At 64.5% G+C, this 16,413-nt stretch carries 15 protein-coding genes, 1 tRNA gene and 1 pseudogene; 8 read left to right on the top strand and 9 right to left on the bottom strand.

Features of this window, described 5'->3' with window-relative positions; translation table 11 throughout:
* Positions 1-177: 177 nt before the first annotated feature.
* Positions 178-1,173: a tRNA dihydrouridine(20/20a) synthase DusA gene (gene dusA, locus FOM02_RS39510; protein ID WP_084334106.1), complete on the top strand. Its 996-nt coding sequence runs from the start codon at positions 178-180 to the stop codon at positions 1,171-1,173.
* 51 nt (positions 1,174-1,224) lie between these two features.
* On the opposite strand, the gene FOM02_RS39505 is transcribed toward dusA, so the two are convergent.
* The 6 genes from FOM02_RS39505 to FOM02_RS39480 all read right to left on the bottom strand — a co-directional run bounded on the left by FOM02_RS39505 (position 1,225) and on the right by FOM02_RS39480 (position 6,875).
* A complete protein-coding gene (locus FOM02_RS39505) occupies positions 1,225-1,893 on the bottom strand; it encodes an outer membrane protein (protein ID WP_027557201.1) in 669 nt (222 codons plus the stop codon).
* A 167-nt stretch (positions 1,894-2,060) separates the two neighbouring features.
* On the bottom strand, positions 2,061-2,615 hold the full coding sequence (locus FOM02_RS39500) for a TIGR02281 family clan AA aspartic protease (RefSeq protein WP_027557202.1): 555 nt from the start codon (positions 2,613-2,615) through the stop codon (positions 2,061-2,063).
* Between the two features lie 28 nt (positions 2,616-2,643).
* The gene (locus tag FOM02_RS39495; RefSeq protein ID WP_027557203.1) at positions 2,644-2,847 is read right to left on the bottom strand and encodes a DUF1289 domain-containing protein; all 204 of its coding nucleotides are present in this window, start codon (positions 2,845-2,847) and stop codon (positions 2,644-2,646) included.
* A 45-nt stretch (positions 2,848-2,892) separates the two neighbouring features.
* A complete protein-coding gene (locus FOM02_RS39490; protein ID WP_027557204.1) occupies positions 2,893-4,488 on the bottom strand; it encodes a sensor histidine kinase in 1,596 nt (531 codons plus the stop codon).
* Positions 4,489-4,627: 139 nt separating this feature from the next.
* Positions 4,628-5,905 (bottom strand): sodium:proton antiporter NhaD, encoded by a 1,278-nt coding sequence (nhaD, locus tag FOM02_RS39485; protein ID WP_027557205.1) that lies wholly within the window; start codon positions 5,903-5,905, stop codon positions 4,628-4,630.
* A 22-nt stretch (positions 5,906-5,927) separates the two neighbouring features.
* A complete protein-coding gene (locus FOM02_RS39480) occupies positions 5,928-6,875 on the bottom strand; it encodes an NAD(P)-dependent oxidoreductase (protein ID WP_084334161.1) in 948 nt (315 codons plus the stop codon).
* A 124-nt stretch (positions 6,876-6,999) separates the two neighbouring features.
* Here FOM02_RS39480 and FOM02_RS39475 point away from each other — a divergent pair, with 124 nt between their 5' ends.
* From FOM02_RS39475 to FOM02_RS39465, 3 genes and pseudogenes are all read left to right on the top strand, one after another.
* On the top strand, positions 7,000-7,437 hold the full coding sequence (locus tag FOM02_RS39475) for a VOC family protein (protein WP_027557207.1): 438 nt from the start codon (positions 7,000-7,002) through the stop codon (positions 7,435-7,437).
* Between the two features lie 93 nt (positions 7,438-7,530).
* Positions 7,531-7,809, top strand: a pseudogene (locus FOM02_RS39470) (iron-sulfur cluster assembly protein); the annotation flags it as partial.
* A gap of 322 nt (positions 7,810-8,131) precedes the next feature.
* Positions 8,132-8,207: transfer RNA gene (locus FOM02_RS39465), tRNA-Lys, on the top strand.
* A 436-nt stretch (positions 8,208-8,643) separates the two neighbouring features.
* On the opposite strand, the gene FOM02_RS39460 is transcribed toward FOM02_RS39465, so the two are convergent.
* Genes FOM02_RS39460 through FOM02_RS39450 form a run of 3 tightly spaced genes read right to left on the bottom strand, consistent with a single transcriptional unit; the run spans position 8,644 to position 11,841 of the window.
* Positions 8,644-9,684, bottom strand: coding sequence for a class II aldolase/adducin family protein (locus tag FOM02_RS39460; protein WP_035729329.1), 1,041 nt, complete (start codon positions 9,682-9,684; stop codon positions 8,644-8,646).
* A 10-nt stretch (positions 9,685-9,694) separates the two neighbouring features.
* Positions 9,695-10,564: a TIGR01459 family HAD-type hydrolase gene (locus tag FOM02_RS39455; protein WP_027560439.1), complete on the bottom strand. Its 870-nt coding sequence runs from the start codon at positions 10,562-10,564 to the stop codon at positions 9,695-9,697.
* On the bottom strand, positions 10,561-11,841 hold the full coding sequence (locus tag FOM02_RS39450) for an FGGY-family carbohydrate kinase (protein WP_027560438.1): 1,281 nt from the start codon (positions 11,839-11,841) through the stop codon (positions 10,561-10,563). The genes FOM02_RS39455 and FOM02_RS39450 overlap by 4 nt, the downstream gene beginning before the upstream one ends.
* Before the next feature lie 158 nt (positions 11,842-11,999).
* Between FOM02_RS39450 and FOM02_RS39445 the strand changes: the two genes are divergently transcribed.
* The 4 genes from FOM02_RS39445 to FOM02_RS39430 all read left to right on the top strand — a co-directional run bounded on the left by FOM02_RS39445 (position 12,000) and on the right by FOM02_RS39430 (position 16,412).
* A complete protein-coding gene (locus tag FOM02_RS39445) occupies positions 12,000-13,010 on the top strand; it encodes a sugar-binding transcriptional regulator (RefSeq protein ID WP_027560437.1) in 1,011 nt (336 codons plus the stop codon).
* A 22-nt stretch (positions 13,011-13,032) separates the two neighbouring features.
* Entirely contained in the window at positions 13,033-14,472 is a 1,440-nt protein-coding gene (locus FOM02_RS39440) for an extracellular solute-binding protein (RefSeq protein WP_027560436.1), read from the top strand.
* 145 nt (positions 14,473-14,617) lie between these two features.
* Positions 14,618-15,544, top strand: a complete 927-nt coding sequence (locus FOM02_RS39435) for a carbohydrate ABC transporter permease (RefSeq protein WP_181411702.1) — start codon at positions 14,618-14,620, stop codon at positions 15,542-15,544.
* A gap of 10 nt (positions 15,545-15,554) precedes the next feature.
* The gene (locus FOM02_RS39430) at positions 15,555-16,412 is read left to right on the top strand and encodes a carbohydrate ABC transporter permease (protein ID WP_027560434.1); all 858 of its coding nucleotides are present in this window, start codon (positions 15,555-15,557) and stop codon (positions 16,410-16,412) included.
* Position 16,413 lies beyond the last annotated feature (1 nt).

The raw sequence follows: 16,413 nt of genomic DNA, 5'->3' as shown, positions 1-16,413 counted from the left end.
AAGGCTGCCTCGGATTATGCCATTCGGGATCATTGTTGCTTTCTCTTGTCCGCACCACTTTACTGTTGCGGTTGCATCAGACGCCCATTCAGGCGAAGGGTATGCTCCACGCCACGCAAAATGCTGGTTCGGGTGCAAGCGCACCTCCGTGCTGTCGGTTCGATGAAAGAATAGCATTTGAAATCGCAAGACTATCGCTTTTCCGTCGCCCCCATGATGGATTGGACTGACCGGCACTGCCGGGTGTTCCACCGTCAGCTGACCCGGCGCGCGCTGCTCTATACGGAGATGCTGACCACGGGTGCCGTCGTTCATGGCGATCGGGAGCGGCTGCTCGGGTTCGACGCGTGCGAGCATCCCGTGGCGCTGCAGCTTGGCGGGTCGGATCCGCGCGAGCTCGCGCTTGCTGCGCGGATCGGCGAAGATTTCGGCTATGACGAGATCAATCTCAATGTTGGCTGTCCCTCCGACCGCGTGAAGGACGGCCGCTTCGGCGCCTGCCTGATGGCGGAGCCGGAGCTCGTGGCGCGATGCGTCGAGGCCATGAAGCACGCGGTCGGCGTTCCCGTGACGGTGAAGTGCCGCATCGGCATCGACGAGCAGGATCCGGAAGTTGCGCTCGATACGCTTGCGCGCGGGGTGGTCGCTGCCGGCTGCGACGCGCTGATCGTGCACGCCCGCAAGGCCTGGCTCAACGGTCTGTCTCCGAAGGAGAACCGCGACATCCCGCCGCTCGATTATGATCGCGTTTATCGCCTCAAGCGCGCGATGCCCGATGTGCCCATCATCATCAATGGCGGCGTCCCTGGCATCGACAAGGCCAGGGCACATCTCGATCACGTCGATGGCGTGATGCTCGGCCGTGCTGCCTATCAGGAGCCGTGGCGGCTGCTCAGCGTCGATCGCGACATCTTCGGCGAGGCGCCGCCGCATGCGACCATGCAGGACGCGTTCGAAGCGATGATGCCCTATATCGAGCAGCAGCTCGCCCGCGGCACGCGGCTGCACGCCATCACGCGGCATTTCGTCGGCGCATTCCACGCCGTGCCCGGCGCGCGGGCGTTCCGCCGGCATCTCGCGGAGCACGGCGTGAAGCCGGGCGCCGGCCTCGACGTGCTGCGCGATGCAATTGCTCGCGTCGGCGTGCGTGCGCCAGCGGAAGCGGCCGCGTAGCTCCAGTCAGATGAAGAGCCGGATCGCAAAATCCGGCTCTTTCGATCCGTCTTAGCGGAACAGGTCGAAGTGGTAGTTCACGCCGACGCGGAAGGTGTGGAATTTCGGCGCGTTCCAGTCCGGCAGATCGTCGTGCTTGAACTCGGTGTAGAGATATTCCGCCTTGGCCGACCATTTCGGCAGGAACGCCCATTCGACGCCGCCACCTGCGGTCCAGCCCATCTTCATCTTGTTGATCGGACCGTCCTTCAATTCGCCGGCGGCCAGACCCGCGGTCCCGAAGAACAGCAGGCGTGAATCCATCGTCGCGATGCCGGCGCGGGCTCGGCCGGTCATGTACCAGGGCAGGCTCACCGCGGCACTGCTCAGCGCGTCGTGGTTCTTGATGTCCCCGCCTTCGAAATCGTTCTCGATGCCGACAACGAACATCGGCGAGATCTGGTAGTTGTATCCGATCTGCACGCCGCCGACGGCGCCCTTGACCTTGCCTCCGTTGGTGCCGACGAGATTGTTGAAGGCGTCGTCGCCGCTCTCGGCATAGCCGGCGTTGAAGCCCGCATAAAGACCCGTCCACGAGTACACCGGCTGCGGTGCCGTGTAGGCGGAGGAGGGCACGGCATAGCGCGGCGACAGATCCGCAGCGCTGGCGCTGCCTGCGGCGAACACCGCGACAAAGGGCAGGGCGCGCATCGCGCAGCGTAAGGCGGCAGTGGCAGTCATGAGTCTCGATCTCCCATTTGGCCGCTCCCTGAAGGGCGCAGCGCTCGTCCAACCCCGATCCGGGAATGAACCCGTTATAAACCGACTAGGCGGTTTGTAAATGGTGCAAATGCCACTGCTGCGCTTTCGCGGCAAGTTGTCCGAGGCTGTGGATGGGCCGGAGGGGATTAATCCACCGCTGTGCGCGCGCGGCGATGGCCGCTCTGCAGCTCCGGGTAGCCGGTGAGCATCAGCTTGTCGGCGCGAACGCCCCAGCTTTCCAGGCGGTCGAGGAAGCTCATGCCGAGCAAGTTGGTCTTCATCTGTCCGCGCTGCACGACGAGGGCCGGCACCGATTTTTCGACGAGGTGGCCGACCGCGAGGCGATCGAGCGTGAGCCGGGCCGCCTTGGTGTGGCCGCCCGCGGTTTCGAGATCGACGTCATATTCGAGCATCTCGAGCGGCAGTCCGATCGCCTTCGCGGTCTCCCAGGTCAGCACCACGGAGGTCGCGCCGGTATCGATCACCATCGGCGCGGCGACGCCGTTGATCTTGGCGCGCAGCGCGAATTCGCCGCCCTGGCCGCGCTGGATCTGCACGGCAGGGGGCGGGGAGGCGGTCTGCGCGCGGAACATGTGCGAGACCTTGTTGCTGGCGCGCACGATCTGGCTGGGATCGCCATAGGCGACAACGGCACCGGCCGTGCCGGCGAGCATGATGAGAACGAGCAGGAAGCGGATCATGGCGCGCCTCCGAGGGCACGCGAGGCGGTCAGGCGCGCTTCGGCGTTCCTGCGATCGGCGTCAGCCCGGCGTCCGTCATCCGCGCCGGCAGCAGCGCCATGACCGCGAGCCGTTCCGCGCTCTCCATGGCGTGCCAGCGTGCGATCTCCGGCAAGGTGCGGCCGCAGCCGAAGCATAGCTTGGTCTTGGGATCGATCATGCAGACGGCGACGCACGGCGTTTCTTTGCTCATTCGGACATAGTGGGGGATGGTCGGGCATCTCTGCAAGCATCTCGTTTAAGAGCCCGTGCCTGCGCTCATGATCGGCTTGTGGCGTGGCCGCCGCCTCTCGTCGGCAAGCGCGGAACTCTCCGGCTGGAGCGGCGGGGCCTCATCCGACATCGGCGCCAGCGCGCTCATCACGCGCTCCGGCGGGAAGGTGACGATCACCTCGGTGCCGATGCGCAGCTTCGATTTCAGCGTGAACGTGCCACCGTGCAGGTCGATCAGGTTCTTGGCGATGGGCAGGCCGAGCCCGGCGCCCTGTTCGGCCGACTTGATCGAGTTGGAGCCCTGGCCGAACGAGGCGAGCACGACCGGAATTTCGCTCTCGGGAATGCCGGAGCCTGAATCCTTCACCGAGAGATATTGCCCGCCCGAGGCGGTCCAGCCGGCCTTGAGCCAGATCTCGCCGCCTTGCGGGGTGAACTTGATCGAGTTGGAGAGCAGATTGAGCACGACCTGGCGGACCGCGCGCTCGTCGGCCCACAGCCGCGGCATCGCCTGCTCGAATACTTCGTGGATCGTGATGCCGCGGCTGGACGCGCGCAGCTTCATCAGATGATGGCAGTCGGCGACGATGCCCACCAGCGACACCGCTTCCTCGTTCAGCTCGTAGCGGCCCGCCTCGATCCGCGACAGGTCGAGGATCTCGTTGATGAGGTTGAGCAGGTGCACGCCGGAATTATGGATGTCGGCGGAATATTCCTTGTACACGCCGACCGCATGCGCACCGAAAATCTCGCTCTTCATCACCTCGGAGAAGCCGAGGATGGCGTTCAGCGGCGTGCGCAGCTCGTGGCTCATCTGGGCGAGGAAACGCGATTTGGCGACATTGGCGGATTCGGCGCGGTGACGCGCTTCGTCCGAGATTGCTTTCGCCTGCTCCAGCTCGCCGATCAGTGCATCCTTCTCGGCGCGGGCCTCGAGCGTTGCGAAGGTCGAGGAGTGCAGGCGATGCGCCAGCAGCACGAAATAGCCTTCGGCTGCGATCGCGAGCGCCGCCAGGATATAATTGTCCAGCGAGCCGGTCATCACGAAGCTCAGCGCCATCGCGACCGCGACCGGCGCGGTGGCGGCGAGGGCCGCGATCGGCAAATTGGCGGCGAGCATGCTCGACACTGCGATCACCAGCAGCATCAGGAACATCATCAGCGTTTCCGTGACCATGTCGAGCACGGGATGGATCAGGATTGCCATCCAGCACAGGCCATAGAGCAGGTCGAGCAGGACGAAGCGCGTCCGCCAGGCGCGCGTCGATGTCGGCGAGGCGGGCTCGGCCAGAAAGCGCCGGCAGCTGCGGATCATCGCGGCGTGAATGCAGATCATGCCGCAGGTCCAGGCCGCGGCCGGGATCGGCTGCATCCACAACCCGAACAGCACACCGGTGGCAACCACCAGCAGCATCACGACATAGGAGGCCGACAGCCGGGTCTGCGCATATTGGCGCAGCATCTCGGCGTCGAAGGCCGGCCGGGTTCCGCTGGTCGACGTTAACTTGTCGCGCGCCTCGCGCACCCGCTGCGCGGCGGCCCTTCGGCTGCTCGCCGACGGAGCGCTGACCGGCTCGGCCGGAAGCTGAACTACCTCTGGCTTTTCAGCGGGGTTACTCATCGAAACAACAACGATTCCTGGCCCGCGCGAGGCGGGCCTTCTGCATTCTCTATCTGTGGCAAGAAATCCTTAAGAGGTGACTTAAGGAGCTAAAGAATTGCGTTAACCGCGCGTTAATTTTCAGCCCGCTAACTGCCGTTCAATGCAGCGCAGCATGCTGTGCGACGTAGACGACGGCGCCCGCCAGATAGCCCGCAAGCGCCGGGCCGGCGATGCGGCGGGCGTACCAGAGGAACTCGATCCGCTCGAGCCCCATGGCGGCGACGCCTGCGGCCGAGCCGATGATCAGGATCGAGCCGCCGGTGCCGGCGCAATAGGCGATGAACTCCCAGATGAAGCTGTCCGGCGGGTAGTGGCCGAGGTCGTACATGCCCATGGTCGCGGCGACCAGCGGGACGTTGTCGATGACGGCGCTGAGCAGGCCGAGCACGACGACGATGATGTCCTGGCGGCCGATGGTCGCTTCCAGCCATCGGGCCAGCATCGTCAGCAGGCCCGCATGTTCGAGGCAGGCGACGGCGAGCAGGATTCCGACGAAGAACACGATCGAGCCCATGTCGATCCGCGTCAGCGCATGCGCCAGGGTGAGCGGATGGCGGACATGCTCGTCCTTGCCGCGGTGGACGATCTCGCCGACCAGCCAGACGATGCCGAGCCCGAGCAGCACGCCCATGAACGGCGGCAGATGCGTGACCGTCTTGAAGGCGGGCACGGCGATCAGCGTGCCGAGCCCGAGATAGAACATCAGGTTGCGCTCGAATGCCCCGATCACCTGCAAGCCGTCCTCCTTCGGCGGCGGCGCGATGGTCTTGCCCCTCACCAGGAAGCTGAGGAAGGCGAGCGGGACGAGCAGATTGACCAGTGAGGGCAGGAACACCGCGCCCATGATGTTCAGCGGCGTGATCTGCCCGCCGATCCACAGCATGGTCGTGGTGACGTCGCCGATCACGGTCCATGCGCCGCCGGCGTTCGCGGCGATGACGATGAGAGAGGCGAACAGCAGCCGGTCGTCGCGCTTGGCGATCAGCCGCTGGATCAGCGAGACCATCACGATGGTGGTGGTCAGATTGTCCAGGATCGCGCTGAGCACGAAGGCCACGAAGCCGACCAGCCACATCAGCCGGACCTGGCTCGTGGTGCTGATGCGGGAGGTGATGACCTCGAAGCCGTCATGGGCGTCGATGACCTCGACGATGGTCATCGCGCCGATGAGGAAGAACACGATCTGTGCGGTGGAGGCGACGGACTCGTTGAGCGCGTGGTTGACCAGCGCATGGTCGCCCGTGGTGACCGCGTAGACGGTCCAGAGCAATACGGCGCCGATCAGCGCCGTGGCACTCTTGTTGATCCCGAGCGGATGCTCGAGCGCGATCGCCGCATAGGCGACGACGAAGATGACGGCAATCGCGGTCAGCAAAGTGGGGACGGTCCCTCAGACGTCAGCGTTGCAGGCGCGCAAGCAGGCTCGACGTATCCCAGCGCTTGCCGCCCATCTTCTCGACCTCGGCGTAGAACTGGTCGACCAGCGCGGTCACCGGCAGGTTTGCGCCGTTGCGGCGGGCTTCGGCCAGCGAGATCGAGAGGTCCTTGCGCATCCATTCGACCGCGAAGCCGAAATCGTATTTGCCGTCGTTCATGGTCTTGTAGCGGTTCTCCATCTGCCAGGACTGCGCCGCGCCCTTGGAGATGGTCTCGATCACCGCGGCGACGTCGAGGCCGCTCTTCTTGGCGAAGTGGATGCCCTCGGAGAGGCCCTGCACGAGGCCGGCGATGCAGATCTGGTTGACCATCTTGGTCAGCTGGCCGCTTCCGGCGGGCCCGAGCAGCTTGCACATCCGCGCATAGGCAGCCGTGATGATCGGCTCGGCGCCGGCATAGGCATCCGGCGCACCGCCGCACATCACCGTCAGCACGCCGTTCTCGGCGCCGGCCTGGCCGCCGGACACGGGCGCGTCGACGAACTTGAAGCCGGCCTTGGTCGCGGCGGCATCGAGCTCGCGGGCGACTTCGGCGGAGGCGGTGGTGTGGTCGACGAAGGTCGCGCCCTTCTTCATGCCGGCGAATGCGCCGTCAGCACCGATCGTGACCGCGCGCAGGTCGTTGTCGTTGCCGACGCAGCACATCACGAAATCCTGGCCCTCGGCGGCGGCCTTCGGGGTCGGTGCGGTCTTGCCGCCGAACTTGTCCGCCCATTCCTTCGCCTTGGCCGCGGTGCGGTTGTAGACGGTGACCTCATGGCCCCCTTTTTTCACGAGGTGTCCGGCCATGGGGAAACCCATCACGCCGAGACCGAGGAAAGCGACTTTAGCCATGTGTGTGTCCGTAGCTTGAGTTTTACGGTTGCAGCCGGGCGAGGGACGCCAGCCGGGGGTCCTAAAGTTCCACATGAAGGGGAACGAGCGCACCATAAACCCTTGAGGCGGAAGGGCAACGGCTTCGTTTGACGCCCCCCTGTGCTAGGATGGCTGATCTCGGACCTTCAACAAGGACTTCAAGAAAAGGAGCAGAGGGATGGGCGGCGTGAGCGTGGGCGTGCTCGATCATTTCAACATCCGGACCCGGCATCTGGCCGAGACGGTCCGCTTCTACGAGGACGTGCTCGGCCTGGAAAAAGGCCCGCGGCCGGATTTCGCCTTCCCCGGCGCCTGGATGTACAGCGAGGGCAAGGCGGTGGTGCACCTCGTCGATATTTCTCCGACCGCCGAGCCACAAAAGCCGGATTCCGGCGTTGTCCACCACGTCGCCTTCGTCAGCCGCGGGTTCGACGACATGAAGCAGCGGCTGGCGTCCAAGGGGATGAAGTTCGACTCCCGTCAGGTGCCCGGCGGCGACCTCTGGCAGATCTTCGTCCACGACCCCAACGGGGTCATGATCGAGCTCAATTACGAGGCCGCCAGCGAGCAGGGGGCCGCGCCCGCCGAGATGGCTGACGATATCGGCAGGCAGTAGCCTTTTGGCCGTTTCCGCTCTAATGGGGCATCTTAAAGTCCTGAGCATGATCTGGTCGGAAAACCGCTTCATGCTCTCTCCAGGAGATGCGCTTTGAGCGTGACGCAGCAACAGGTTCTCGACAGCCTCGCCCGGATCAAGTCGCCGCGCGGGGTCGCGCTCACCAATGCCAATGTGCTGAGCGCGATCAGCGCCTCGGACGGCAAGGTGTTCTTCTCGATCAATGTCGATGCCGCCGAGGCGCGGGCCTGGGAATCCATCCGGGCCGAGGCCGAAGCCGCGGTGCGTGCCATCCCCGGCGTCACCACCGCGATGGTGGCGCTGACCGCCGAGCGCAAGCCGGGCTCCGCGCCGCCGCCACCCCCGCAGCCGAGGACCCGCCACCGCGGCCCGTTCGGCGCGGCGAGGACGGCCCGCCCCGGCACTTCATGGAACGGGGCATGGACCGTATGATGGAGCGCGGCATGGAGCACTTCCGCCGCGATCGTTTCGACCGCGACGACGGTCCGGACCGGGACCGCGAGGGCCGGCTCTGAGCCACCGCGGATTTTACGGGGATTAACCTTTGCGAAGCCGCTGGAATCCAGCGGCTTTTCGCTTTTTGGGGACTGTGGAAAAACCTTCGCCGCATCGCTTGCCAGACCCGGATCGCTTTGCTAAACGACCGGCCTCGCAAGGCATTTGACCGCCTTTCGGGCGCATAGCTCAGTTGGTAGAGCAGCTGACTCTTAATCAGCGGGTCCCAGGTTCGAGCCCTGGTGCGCCCACCAAATCAATGCCTTAGCTATCAAAAACCGTTTGAGTACCTGATTTTTCAAACGGTCGTTTTGCGGTGATAGAGCCTCACTGCGAAATTGCTGTCCGAGACGGTCGGCGCGTATGCGACCTGCAAACGCAATCTCTCCAATGATGGATTGGAGCGAGAGTCTAAGTTCTTCAAGCAGTTAGAAGGTGGCGTGTGCACGGCGTGTGCACCGGGAGGTCCAAGAAAATCTCATCATGGCCAAGATGAGCAGACCTTCTGAGATACACGTGAGCAGCCTCGGATCGGCGGACGACTACAAGCCGACATTTCCGATGGCGGCGAAGAGACCTGCGTCGCGCCATTCGCCGCTCTGCGCCAATTGCCAATGCGCGCAATGGACAATAGGGGCGGGCCCGACGATGCTGCGCAGGGCTTCGCAACCGGAGGTACAGATCGCTTGTTCAGTCGGGTCCGCGATTTGCGGTCAGTTGCTGGCGATATCGCTCGGCATCCCAATTCAGCAGCGTGTACTCATTCTCCCGCGTTAGATAGCGAACCTGTGCCGCAAGAGGTAAGCGGCAGGTCACCAGGGCGAGACAGCTCAGCATCGCTTCGGCGCCGTCGCTTGCATCCTCGCGAGCGACGCAACCGAGGCCTGGAATGAGCAGTGCGACCGGGTGTGGCAGCCCGTCGGCCCGTACTCGTGATGCAGGGGCGCGAAAGTCTTCCCCCCGTTCCAGAACGGGTAAGCCCGAACCGAGGAAGACCACATGATCCGGATAGAGCGAACCGCTGGTCGCAATCGCGCGGCTGAAAGGGTCGATTGCAATGCTGTGGCATTGCGGGTCCTTTGGCAGGCGATACGCCGTGCCGGCGCAGATTGAGCGAAGCGCATCTTCATCTGGACGAATTGCGGAGCGCGGCGCAAGCGCCAGGCGGCTCTCGACTTCGTCGACCAGAGCCTCTGCGCCGGCGCAGGTCTCGGCACCGACCACCAGCCCATGATTACCAAGGACAAGCACATCCGCCTTGTGCTGCCCCAGCGTATGATTCACGACGCTGGCGAGCGGCAGTCCCGGATGGTGATAGTCGAGCCAGTGCCAGGCTAGTCCTTCCAGTCGCCTGGCAAACTCCTCCCGCGCATCGGTCCGCACCGCCCAGGCGATGGTATTGACCGAATGGACATGCAGCACGACCGTGTGCGGCATGAGCGCGTGGAGCGAGGTCTCGATCGAGGCCCGCAATGTCGTGCCGGCGTCGGGCGCGAGCGGCACCCGTTCATCACCCTGCGCGAGCGCCGCGCGCGCCGCGCTAAGCGCGACCGGCACGAAGATGTTCTTTTCCTCAGCATCTGCGAGCCAAGTGCCGGACGCCTTCACCCAGAGCAAATCGTCGTGCTTGATTGAGGAGTTGCCGCCGGCGCCTTGCACCAGCAGGATGTTGCGACCGACGCGCGCCGATGTGCGGCGCAGCTCATGGAGCAAGGCAGGTTGCTGTTGCATCGCGCGCCTCTCACCAGGCCAGATGGTTCATCGTCCAGTGCGGCATCGGAACGTCCGCGCCGACCGATCTTCGCAATGTGAGGACCCCGTTCGAAGAATTCCGCGTCGCAACGCGGTGCACGCCCGATCTTAGCAGCAGTGTCAGCATGCCCGCCCTGCGGGCGCCGGCGACGTCGTGATCGAGGCTGTCGCCGATCATCAGCACGCGCGCAGGGTCCGGTTGGCGCAGCCGTTCGAGCGCCGCCGCAAAGATCGGCGCATGCGGCTTGCCGACATAGGCCACGCGACCACCCAGCGTTTCATAGAAGCGCGCCAATGCGCCGGGCGCAGGGATCAATCCGGTGACACCGAACATGGCCAGGTCGGGATTGGCGCACAGCATCGGCAGTCCGCGCGCCGTAGCATCCGTCAGGTGCGCGCGCCAGCGCTCGGGTTCGGCGACAGCGTCGTCGAGGCCTGCGAGCAGGATGAAATCGGCCCGTTCAACATCGGCCACGACGCTGAGGTCGAGCCCGTCAATGATCGAGTGATCGCCGCCGCGCGTGACGAGGAAGCACGATTGGCCGAGATCCTTGAATGGTACGCGCGCGCGTTCCCGCAAGCCCGTCCAGGTCACTTCGCCCGAGGTCAGGATGCCGTCATAGGCCGTTGGCGGCAGGCCGAGTCTTGCGAGCCGCTCTTCGTTGCTGCCCGCGCGCTTGCCCGAGTTCGACAGAACCAGCACGCGCTTGCCGGCCGCCTTCAGCCTTGCGACGCAGTCGCGCGCCGCCGCAAACACCGCGCCGCCCTCGTGCAGCGTGCCCCATTGATCGAGCAGCACGTGATCGAACCGGTCGGCGATCGGGCCGAGCGCGTCGATTTCGATGGCACCAGGTCTCATGAGGGACGGCCCTGCATGGCGAGCCGCGCCGCGCCATAGCTTGCTTCGGTCTGCTCGGCCGTGGTCACCGGAACGCCGAGTGCGCGGCGCCTGATCTCGGTCCAGGCTTCATTCACTGCGCCGCCGCCAATGCTGATGACGCGACGTAATGGCGGTGCGCCGAGCCGCGCGAGTTGTTGATAGGCGAGCGCTTCGACCGATGCGACGCCTTCGAGCAGAGCCTGGAAGAAGCGATGATCTTCCGCTGGGCGCGGCGTGATCCGTGCGGCCAACGTCGGATCGGCAATCGGAAAGCGCTCGCCGGGTTTCGGCAGCGGATAGTAGTCCAGCCCGATCGGCTCCTTCGGCCTCAGTTGCGGCGTCAGCCGCTCTATGTCGGCAGCCGAAAAATGCGCAAGCAGCGCGCCGCCGCCGGAATTGGAGGCGCCGCCGGCAAGCCAGCGCTCGCCGAGCCGGTGTGAATAGACGCCCTGATCGGCAGCAAAGATCGGCTGCGTCGCAAGCAGCTTGACCACCAGCGTCGTGCCGAGCGAGGTCACGGCATCGCCGGGCGCGTCGGCGCGCGCGGCGATGAAGGCGGCGACGCCATCGGTGGTGCCGGCCGCAATGCGAGCCGAGCCCGACAGGCCAAGCTCCGCGGCAATCTTCGGGTCGATCCCGGCGAACGGCGTCCCCGGCACCAGCACACGTGGCAGCATCGTGCGGGAAACGCCGAGTTGTTCGAGCCAGGCCGGCCAGGTGCGCGTGACGGGATCGTAGCCGAGCTTCAAGGCGTTGTTCTCGTCGCTGACGCCGTGCTCGCCGGTAAGCCGGCCGGCGATCCAGTCGGCCTGATGCACGGCAAGGCGCGCGTTGCTGGCTTTGGGGTTGCTCGACAGATGCAGCAGCTTCGCAAGCGCGCTGCTCGCGCCGTGCGCGCCGCTTTCCTCCGGGGCGATCGATGCGATGCGGTCGGCTTCCTTCGCCGCGCGGGCATCGTTGTACATCAGTCCCGGCGTGCAGGGCCGTCCGTCAGCATCGATCAGCAGCAGCGTACCTGACGTGCCGTCGACACAGATGCGTTCGACGGCTTCGAGATCGATGCTGCGGCCGAGCTTGCTGATTGTGACCGCCGTCGCATGCCACCAGCATTCCGGATCCTGATCAATCGCATTGCCGTCCTGTCGCGGCGGGGCAAGGGGGGCGGATTCCATGCCCTGGATGTCGCCGCGCGCATCGACGGCGCAGGCGCGCACCCCGCTGGTTCCGATGTCGATGCCGAGAAACATGCTCGTCATTTCGATCTCACCTCCCTTTGGCACGCCGCAACGGCTGAGACCGCAAATCGCCGCTGCGATTGCAGTGCAGCACGTTTGGGGGATTGACGTCCCGGCAGGCCTCTGCAATTTTTTGCAAGACATGAAGAAATTTGCAAGCGGGCTTTTTCGCCGTGGTGATGCAACCGGACAGGCTGGCGACGATTGACGGCGAAGCGTCGCTCGCGACACGCGCGGCCTGGCTCTACTTCGCCGCCGGACTGACCCAGTCGGAGGTGGCCGACCGCCTCAACATCCAGAGCACCAAGGCGCACCGGCTGATCGCGCGCGCCAGTCGCGAGGGCATGATCCGGGTCTTCGTGGAAGGGCCGGTCGCCGAATGCGTCGCGCTGGAGAACACGCTGGTCGAGCGCTACGGGCTCTCCTTCTGCCGTGTCGCGCCCGATCTCGGCGAGGGCGACCTGCCGCTGAAGGCGCTGGCACTGGAGGGTGCCAGCTTCCTGCGGCAGATCCTCGAGCGCGGCGAGCACATGATCATCGGCGTCGGCCACGGCCGCACGCTCGCCGCGATGGTGGAACAATTGCCGCAGACGCCGGCGCGCGGCGTGCAATTCGTGTCGCTGCTTGGAGGGCTGACGCGGAAATTCGCCGCCAATCCGTTCGACGTCATCCATCGCCTGGCCGAGCGGACCGGTGCGGAGGCCTATCTTCTGCCGGTTCCCGTGTTCGCCAATTCTGTCGCCGACCGCGCCGTTCTGATGCAGCAGTACGGCATAGCCGATGTGTTCGCGCTCGCCCGCAAGGCCTCGCTGTTGTTCGTCGGCATCGGCCAGATCCATGCCGAGGGCTTTCTGGTCTCGAGCGGCATGATCAGGCCGGACGAGGTCGTGGAACTGAAGCGGGAAGGCGCCTGCGCCGACCTGCTCGGCCATTTCTTCAATGCCGATGGCGAGATGCTCGACATCGATCTGTCGGCGCGCGCCACCTCGATGGAGGCGGCGGATTTGCGGAAGCACCGCATCGTCGCCATCGGCGGCGGACTGGTCAAGGTCACGGCGCTGCGCGCAGTTTTGCGCAGTGGCCTCCTGCACGGCCTCATCATCGATGAGGTGACAGCGCAGGCACTCGCTACCGACAAGCCGGAGGCAACATCCGGCAAAATCAAGAACAAAGGTCGGAAGGGAAAGTAAACGCGCACCATGGGAGGTTACAATGCACGATCGCGAGAAGAATCTGTTCGATTCCTACGCCGCCAAACGCATCAGCCGGCGTGATTTACTGGACGGAGCCGCCAAGCTCGGCATCGCCGGCGCAGCGGCCAACGCAGCCTTCGCCTCCGCGATGTCGCGGGCGATGGCCGCGGACTTCAACTGGAAGGCCTATAGCGGCAAGTCCGTCAAGCTGCTGCTGAACAAGCATCCCTACGTCGATGCGATGATCGGCGACCTCGAAGCGTTCAAGACGCTGACGGGCATGAACGTCACCTACGATATCTTCCCGGAGGACGTCTATTTCGACAAGGTGACGGCGGCGCTGTCCTCGAAGTCGGATCAGTACGACGCCTTCATGACCGGCGCCTACATGACCTGGACCTATGGTCCGGCCGGCTGGATCGAGGACCTCAACACCTACATCAAGGATCCCGCCAAGACCAACCCGGCCTTCGCCTGGGACGACGTGCTGCCCGGTCTGCGGTCCTCGACCGCCTGGGACGGCATTGCGGGCTCCGAGCTCGGCTCGGGCAAGGCCAAGCAGTGGTGCATCCCCTGGGGCTACGAGCTCAACAACATCGCTTACAACCGCAACATCTTCGACAAGGTCGGCGTCAAGCCGCCGCAGAACCTCGACGAAATGCTTGAGGTAGCGGCGAAGATCACCAAGGACGCGGGCGGGCCTTACGGCGTCGGCGTGCGCGGCTCGCGCTCCTGGGCAACTATCCATCCCGGTTTCCTCTCGGCTTATTCGAACTTCGGCCAGAAGGACTTTGCGATGGAAGGCGGCAAGCTGAAGGCCGCGATGAACACCAAGGCCTCGAAAGATTTCCACGAGAAGTGGGTCAAGATGATCCAGGGCTCGGGTCCGAAGAACTGGTCGACCTACACCTGGTACCAGGTCGGCACCGATCTCGGCGCCGGCGCGTCCGGCATGATCTTCGACGCCGACATTCTCGGCTACTTCATGAACGGCGGCGATAACAAGGAGAAGGGCCATCTTGGCTACGCACCCTTCGCCGCCAACCCGGCGGCCAAGGCGCCGACGCCGAACGTCTGGATCTGGTCGCTCGCAATGTCGAGCTTCTCCAAGCAGAAGGACGCGGCCTGGGTGTTCATGCAATGGGCGGCCTCGACCGAGCACGGCCTGTTCGGTGCCCGCAAGATGGACTTCGTCAACCCGGTGCGCGCCTCGGTCTGGAAGGACTCGGAGTTCCGCGACCGCATCGCAAAGTCCTATCCCGGCTATCTGGAGCAGCATGACGTCTCTGCCCCGGGCGCCAAGATCTACTTCACAGCGCAGCCGCTGTTCTTCGACCTGACCACCGAATGGGCGGCCTCGCTCCAGAAGATGGTCGCCAAGGAGATCAGCGTCGACGAAGGCCTCGACAAGCTCGCTGACAGCATAAACCGTCAGCTCAAACAGGCAGGTCTTGGTTGAATAGGTCTTGGATGAACTAGCCTCGGTTGACGCCTTTCGTGGTGTCTTAATTCCTCCGCGCCACGACAACCCGCCGGTTCGGAACGCCTACCCGATCCGGGCCGGCGGTGTTGCAGTGAGTATGTGATCCCGTATCATCATGAGCATGGTTCAACTCCTTCAGACCTCCGCGCTTCCGCGCCGCACCACGAGGCTGCGCGGGCGCATGCTGCCTTACCTGCTGAGCCTGCCGGCTCTGCTCGTCTGCATCGCAATCCTGGTGCCATTCGTGACGGCCGCGGTCTATTCGCTCCAGCGCTACCGGCTGAACCTGCCGTACTTGCGCGGCTTCATCGGTGTCGACAATTACATCGACTTCCTCTCCGACCCCGCATTCTGGAATACGCTGCGCATCTCGCTCGTCTATACCGCCTTGACCGTGGTACTCGAGCTTCTGCTCGGCCTTGGTATCGCCTTGCTCCTGCGGCGGCCGACGCGCTTCCACAATGCGGTGTCGATCGTGCTTCTGCTGCCGCTGATGACGGCACCCGCGATTGCCGCGCTGATGTGGAAGCTGATGACCAATCCGAGCTTCGGCATCCTGTCCTATCTGGTCAGCCTGTTCGGCGTGCACGATTTCAAATGGGCGTCGGACCCGTCGAGCGCGCTGTTCACGGTCGTGCTGGTCGACGTCTGGGTCTACACGCCCTTCATCATGATTCTGCTGCTTGCGGGCCTGCGCTCGCTGCCGCGCCAGCCGTTCGAGGCGGCGGCGCTCGACGGCGTTCCGGCAAGCTTCGTGTTCTTCCGCATCACGCTGCCGATGCTTGCGCCCTACATCATCACGGCCTCGCTGTTCCGCCTGCTCGATTCCATCCAGCAGTTCGACATCATCTATGCGATGACGCAAGGCGGGCCCGGCGACCGGCTGATGGTGTTCCAGGTCCAGGCCTATCTCGAATTCTTCCAGTACACCAATGTCGGCCGCTCGGCGGCGCTGCTGATGATCCTGTGGCTGATCACCAACATCCTGTCAAACATCTTCATCAAGAACTGGCTGCGGCTGCGCGCACGCGCCCATGGTCACGGCTGAGGAGGCGGCGATGGATCATTCCAGTCTCGCAGGTCGCATCTTCCGGGGCGTGGCTTTGGCGCTGGTGCTTGTCTTCTTCATGTTCCCGATCGTCTGGATCCTCATGATGTCGTTCCAGACGAACGAACAGATCCTGCGGATTCCGCCGCACATCCTGTTCGAGCCGACGCTTTCCAACTATCAGGCCTTGATCTCGGGCCAACTACGCACCACGGCCGGAAATCTTGAGATCTCCTTCATGCGCAACCTCATGAACAGCTTCGTGCTGTCGAGTGCGGCGGTGGTCCTGGCACTGCTGCTCGGCGTGCCCGCGGCCTATGCCTTTGCGCGGTTCAAGTTCCGTCTGGGCGAGAGCATCGCATTCACGCTGCTCTCGTTCCGCTTCGCTCCGCCTCTGCTCGTGCTGCTGCCGCTGTCGCTCTACTATCAGCAGCTCGGGCTCAGCGACACCTATTTCGGCATCGTCTGGGTCTATCAGCTCATCGCGCTGCCGTTGATCCTGTGGATCGTCCGCGGCTATTTCGAGGACATCAGTCCGGACATCGAGCACGCCTATCGGCTCGCCGGCCATTCCTGGCGCGAGGCCTTTACACGCATTGCGGTGCCGCTTGCCGGTCCCGGGATCGCGGCGGCGGGTCTGCTGTCCTTCATCTTCTGCTGGAACAACTTCGTCTTCGCGCTGATCCTGGCCTCCGCCGACAAACAGCCGGTGACCGTAGGCGCGCTAGCCTTCGTCACGGCCTCCGGCATCCAGTACGGCCAGATCGCAGCCGCGATCGTGCTCTCGGTCACGCCGACGCTGCTGCTCGCGCTCTATGCGCAGCGCTATCTGGTCGAGGGTCTGTCGCTCGGCGCGGTGAAAGGCTGAC

Source organism: Bradyrhizobium sp. SEMIA (assembly GCF_014844175.1).
GTDB lineage: Bacteria > Pseudomonadota > Alphaproteobacteria > Rhizobiales > Xanthobacteraceae > Bradyrhizobium > Bradyrhizobium arachidis.
Note: the sequence above shows the minus strand (reverse complement) of the source record. Positions and strands in the feature narration are given on the sequence as shown.

What these genes read in the sequence shown, in the direction of transcription:
- FOM02_RS39505 (WP_027557201.1), bottom strand. Translation starts at nt 1,893, where the DNA reads ATGACTGCCACTGCCGCCTTACGCTGCGCGATGCGCGCCCTGCCCTTT.
- FOM02_RS39500 (WP_027557202.1), bottom strand. Translation starts at nt 2,615, where the DNA reads ATGATCCGCTTCCTGCTCGTTCTCATCATGCTCGCCGGCACGGCCGGT.
- FOM02_RS39495 (WP_027557203.1), bottom strand. Translation starts at nt 2,847, where the DNA reads ATGAGCAAAGAAACGCCGTGCGTCGCCGTCTGCATGATCGATCCCAAG.
- FOM02_RS39490 (WP_027557204.1), bottom strand. Translation starts at nt 4,488, where the DNA reads ATGAGTAACCCCGCTGAAAAGCCAGAGGTAGTTCAGCTTCCGGCCGAG.
- FOM02_RS39480 (WP_084334161.1), bottom strand. Translation starts at nt 6,875, where the DNA reads ATGTGGAACTTTAGGACCCCCGGCTGGCGTCCCTCGCCCGGCTGCAAC.
- FOM02_RS39475 (WP_027557207.1), top strand. Translation starts at nt 7,000, where the DNA reads ATGGGCGGCGTGAGCGTGGGCGTGCTCGATCATTTCAACATCCGGACC.
- FOM02_RS39460 (WP_035729329.1), bottom strand. Translation starts at nt 9,684, where the DNA reads ATGCAACAGCAACCTGCCTTGCTCCATGAGCTGCGCCGCACATCGGCG.
- FOM02_RS39455 (WP_027560439.1), bottom strand. Translation starts at nt 10,564, where the DNA reads ATGAGACCTGGTGCCATCGAAATCGACGCGCTCGGCCCGATCGCCGAC.
- FOM02_RS39450 (WP_027560438.1), bottom strand. Translation starts at nt 11,841, where the DNA reads ATGACGAGCATGTTTCTCGGCATCGACATCGGAACCAGCGGGGTGCGC.
- FOM02_RS39445 (WP_027560437.1), top strand. Translation starts at nt 12,000, where the DNA reads ATGCAACCGGACAGGCTGGCGACGATTGACGGCGAAGCGTCGCTCGCG.
- FOM02_RS39440 (WP_027560436.1), top strand. Translation starts at nt 13,033, where the DNA reads ATGCACGATCGCGAGAAGAATCTGTTCGATTCCTACGCCGCCAAACGC.
- FOM02_RS39435 (WP_181411702.1), top strand. Translation starts at nt 14,618, where the DNA reads ATGGTTCAACTCCTTCAGACCTCCGCGCTTCCGCGCCGCACCACGAGG.
- FOM02_RS39430 (WP_027560434.1), top strand. Translation starts at nt 15,555, where the DNA reads ATGGATCATTCCAGTCTCGCAGGTCGCATCTTCCGGGGCGTGGCTTTG.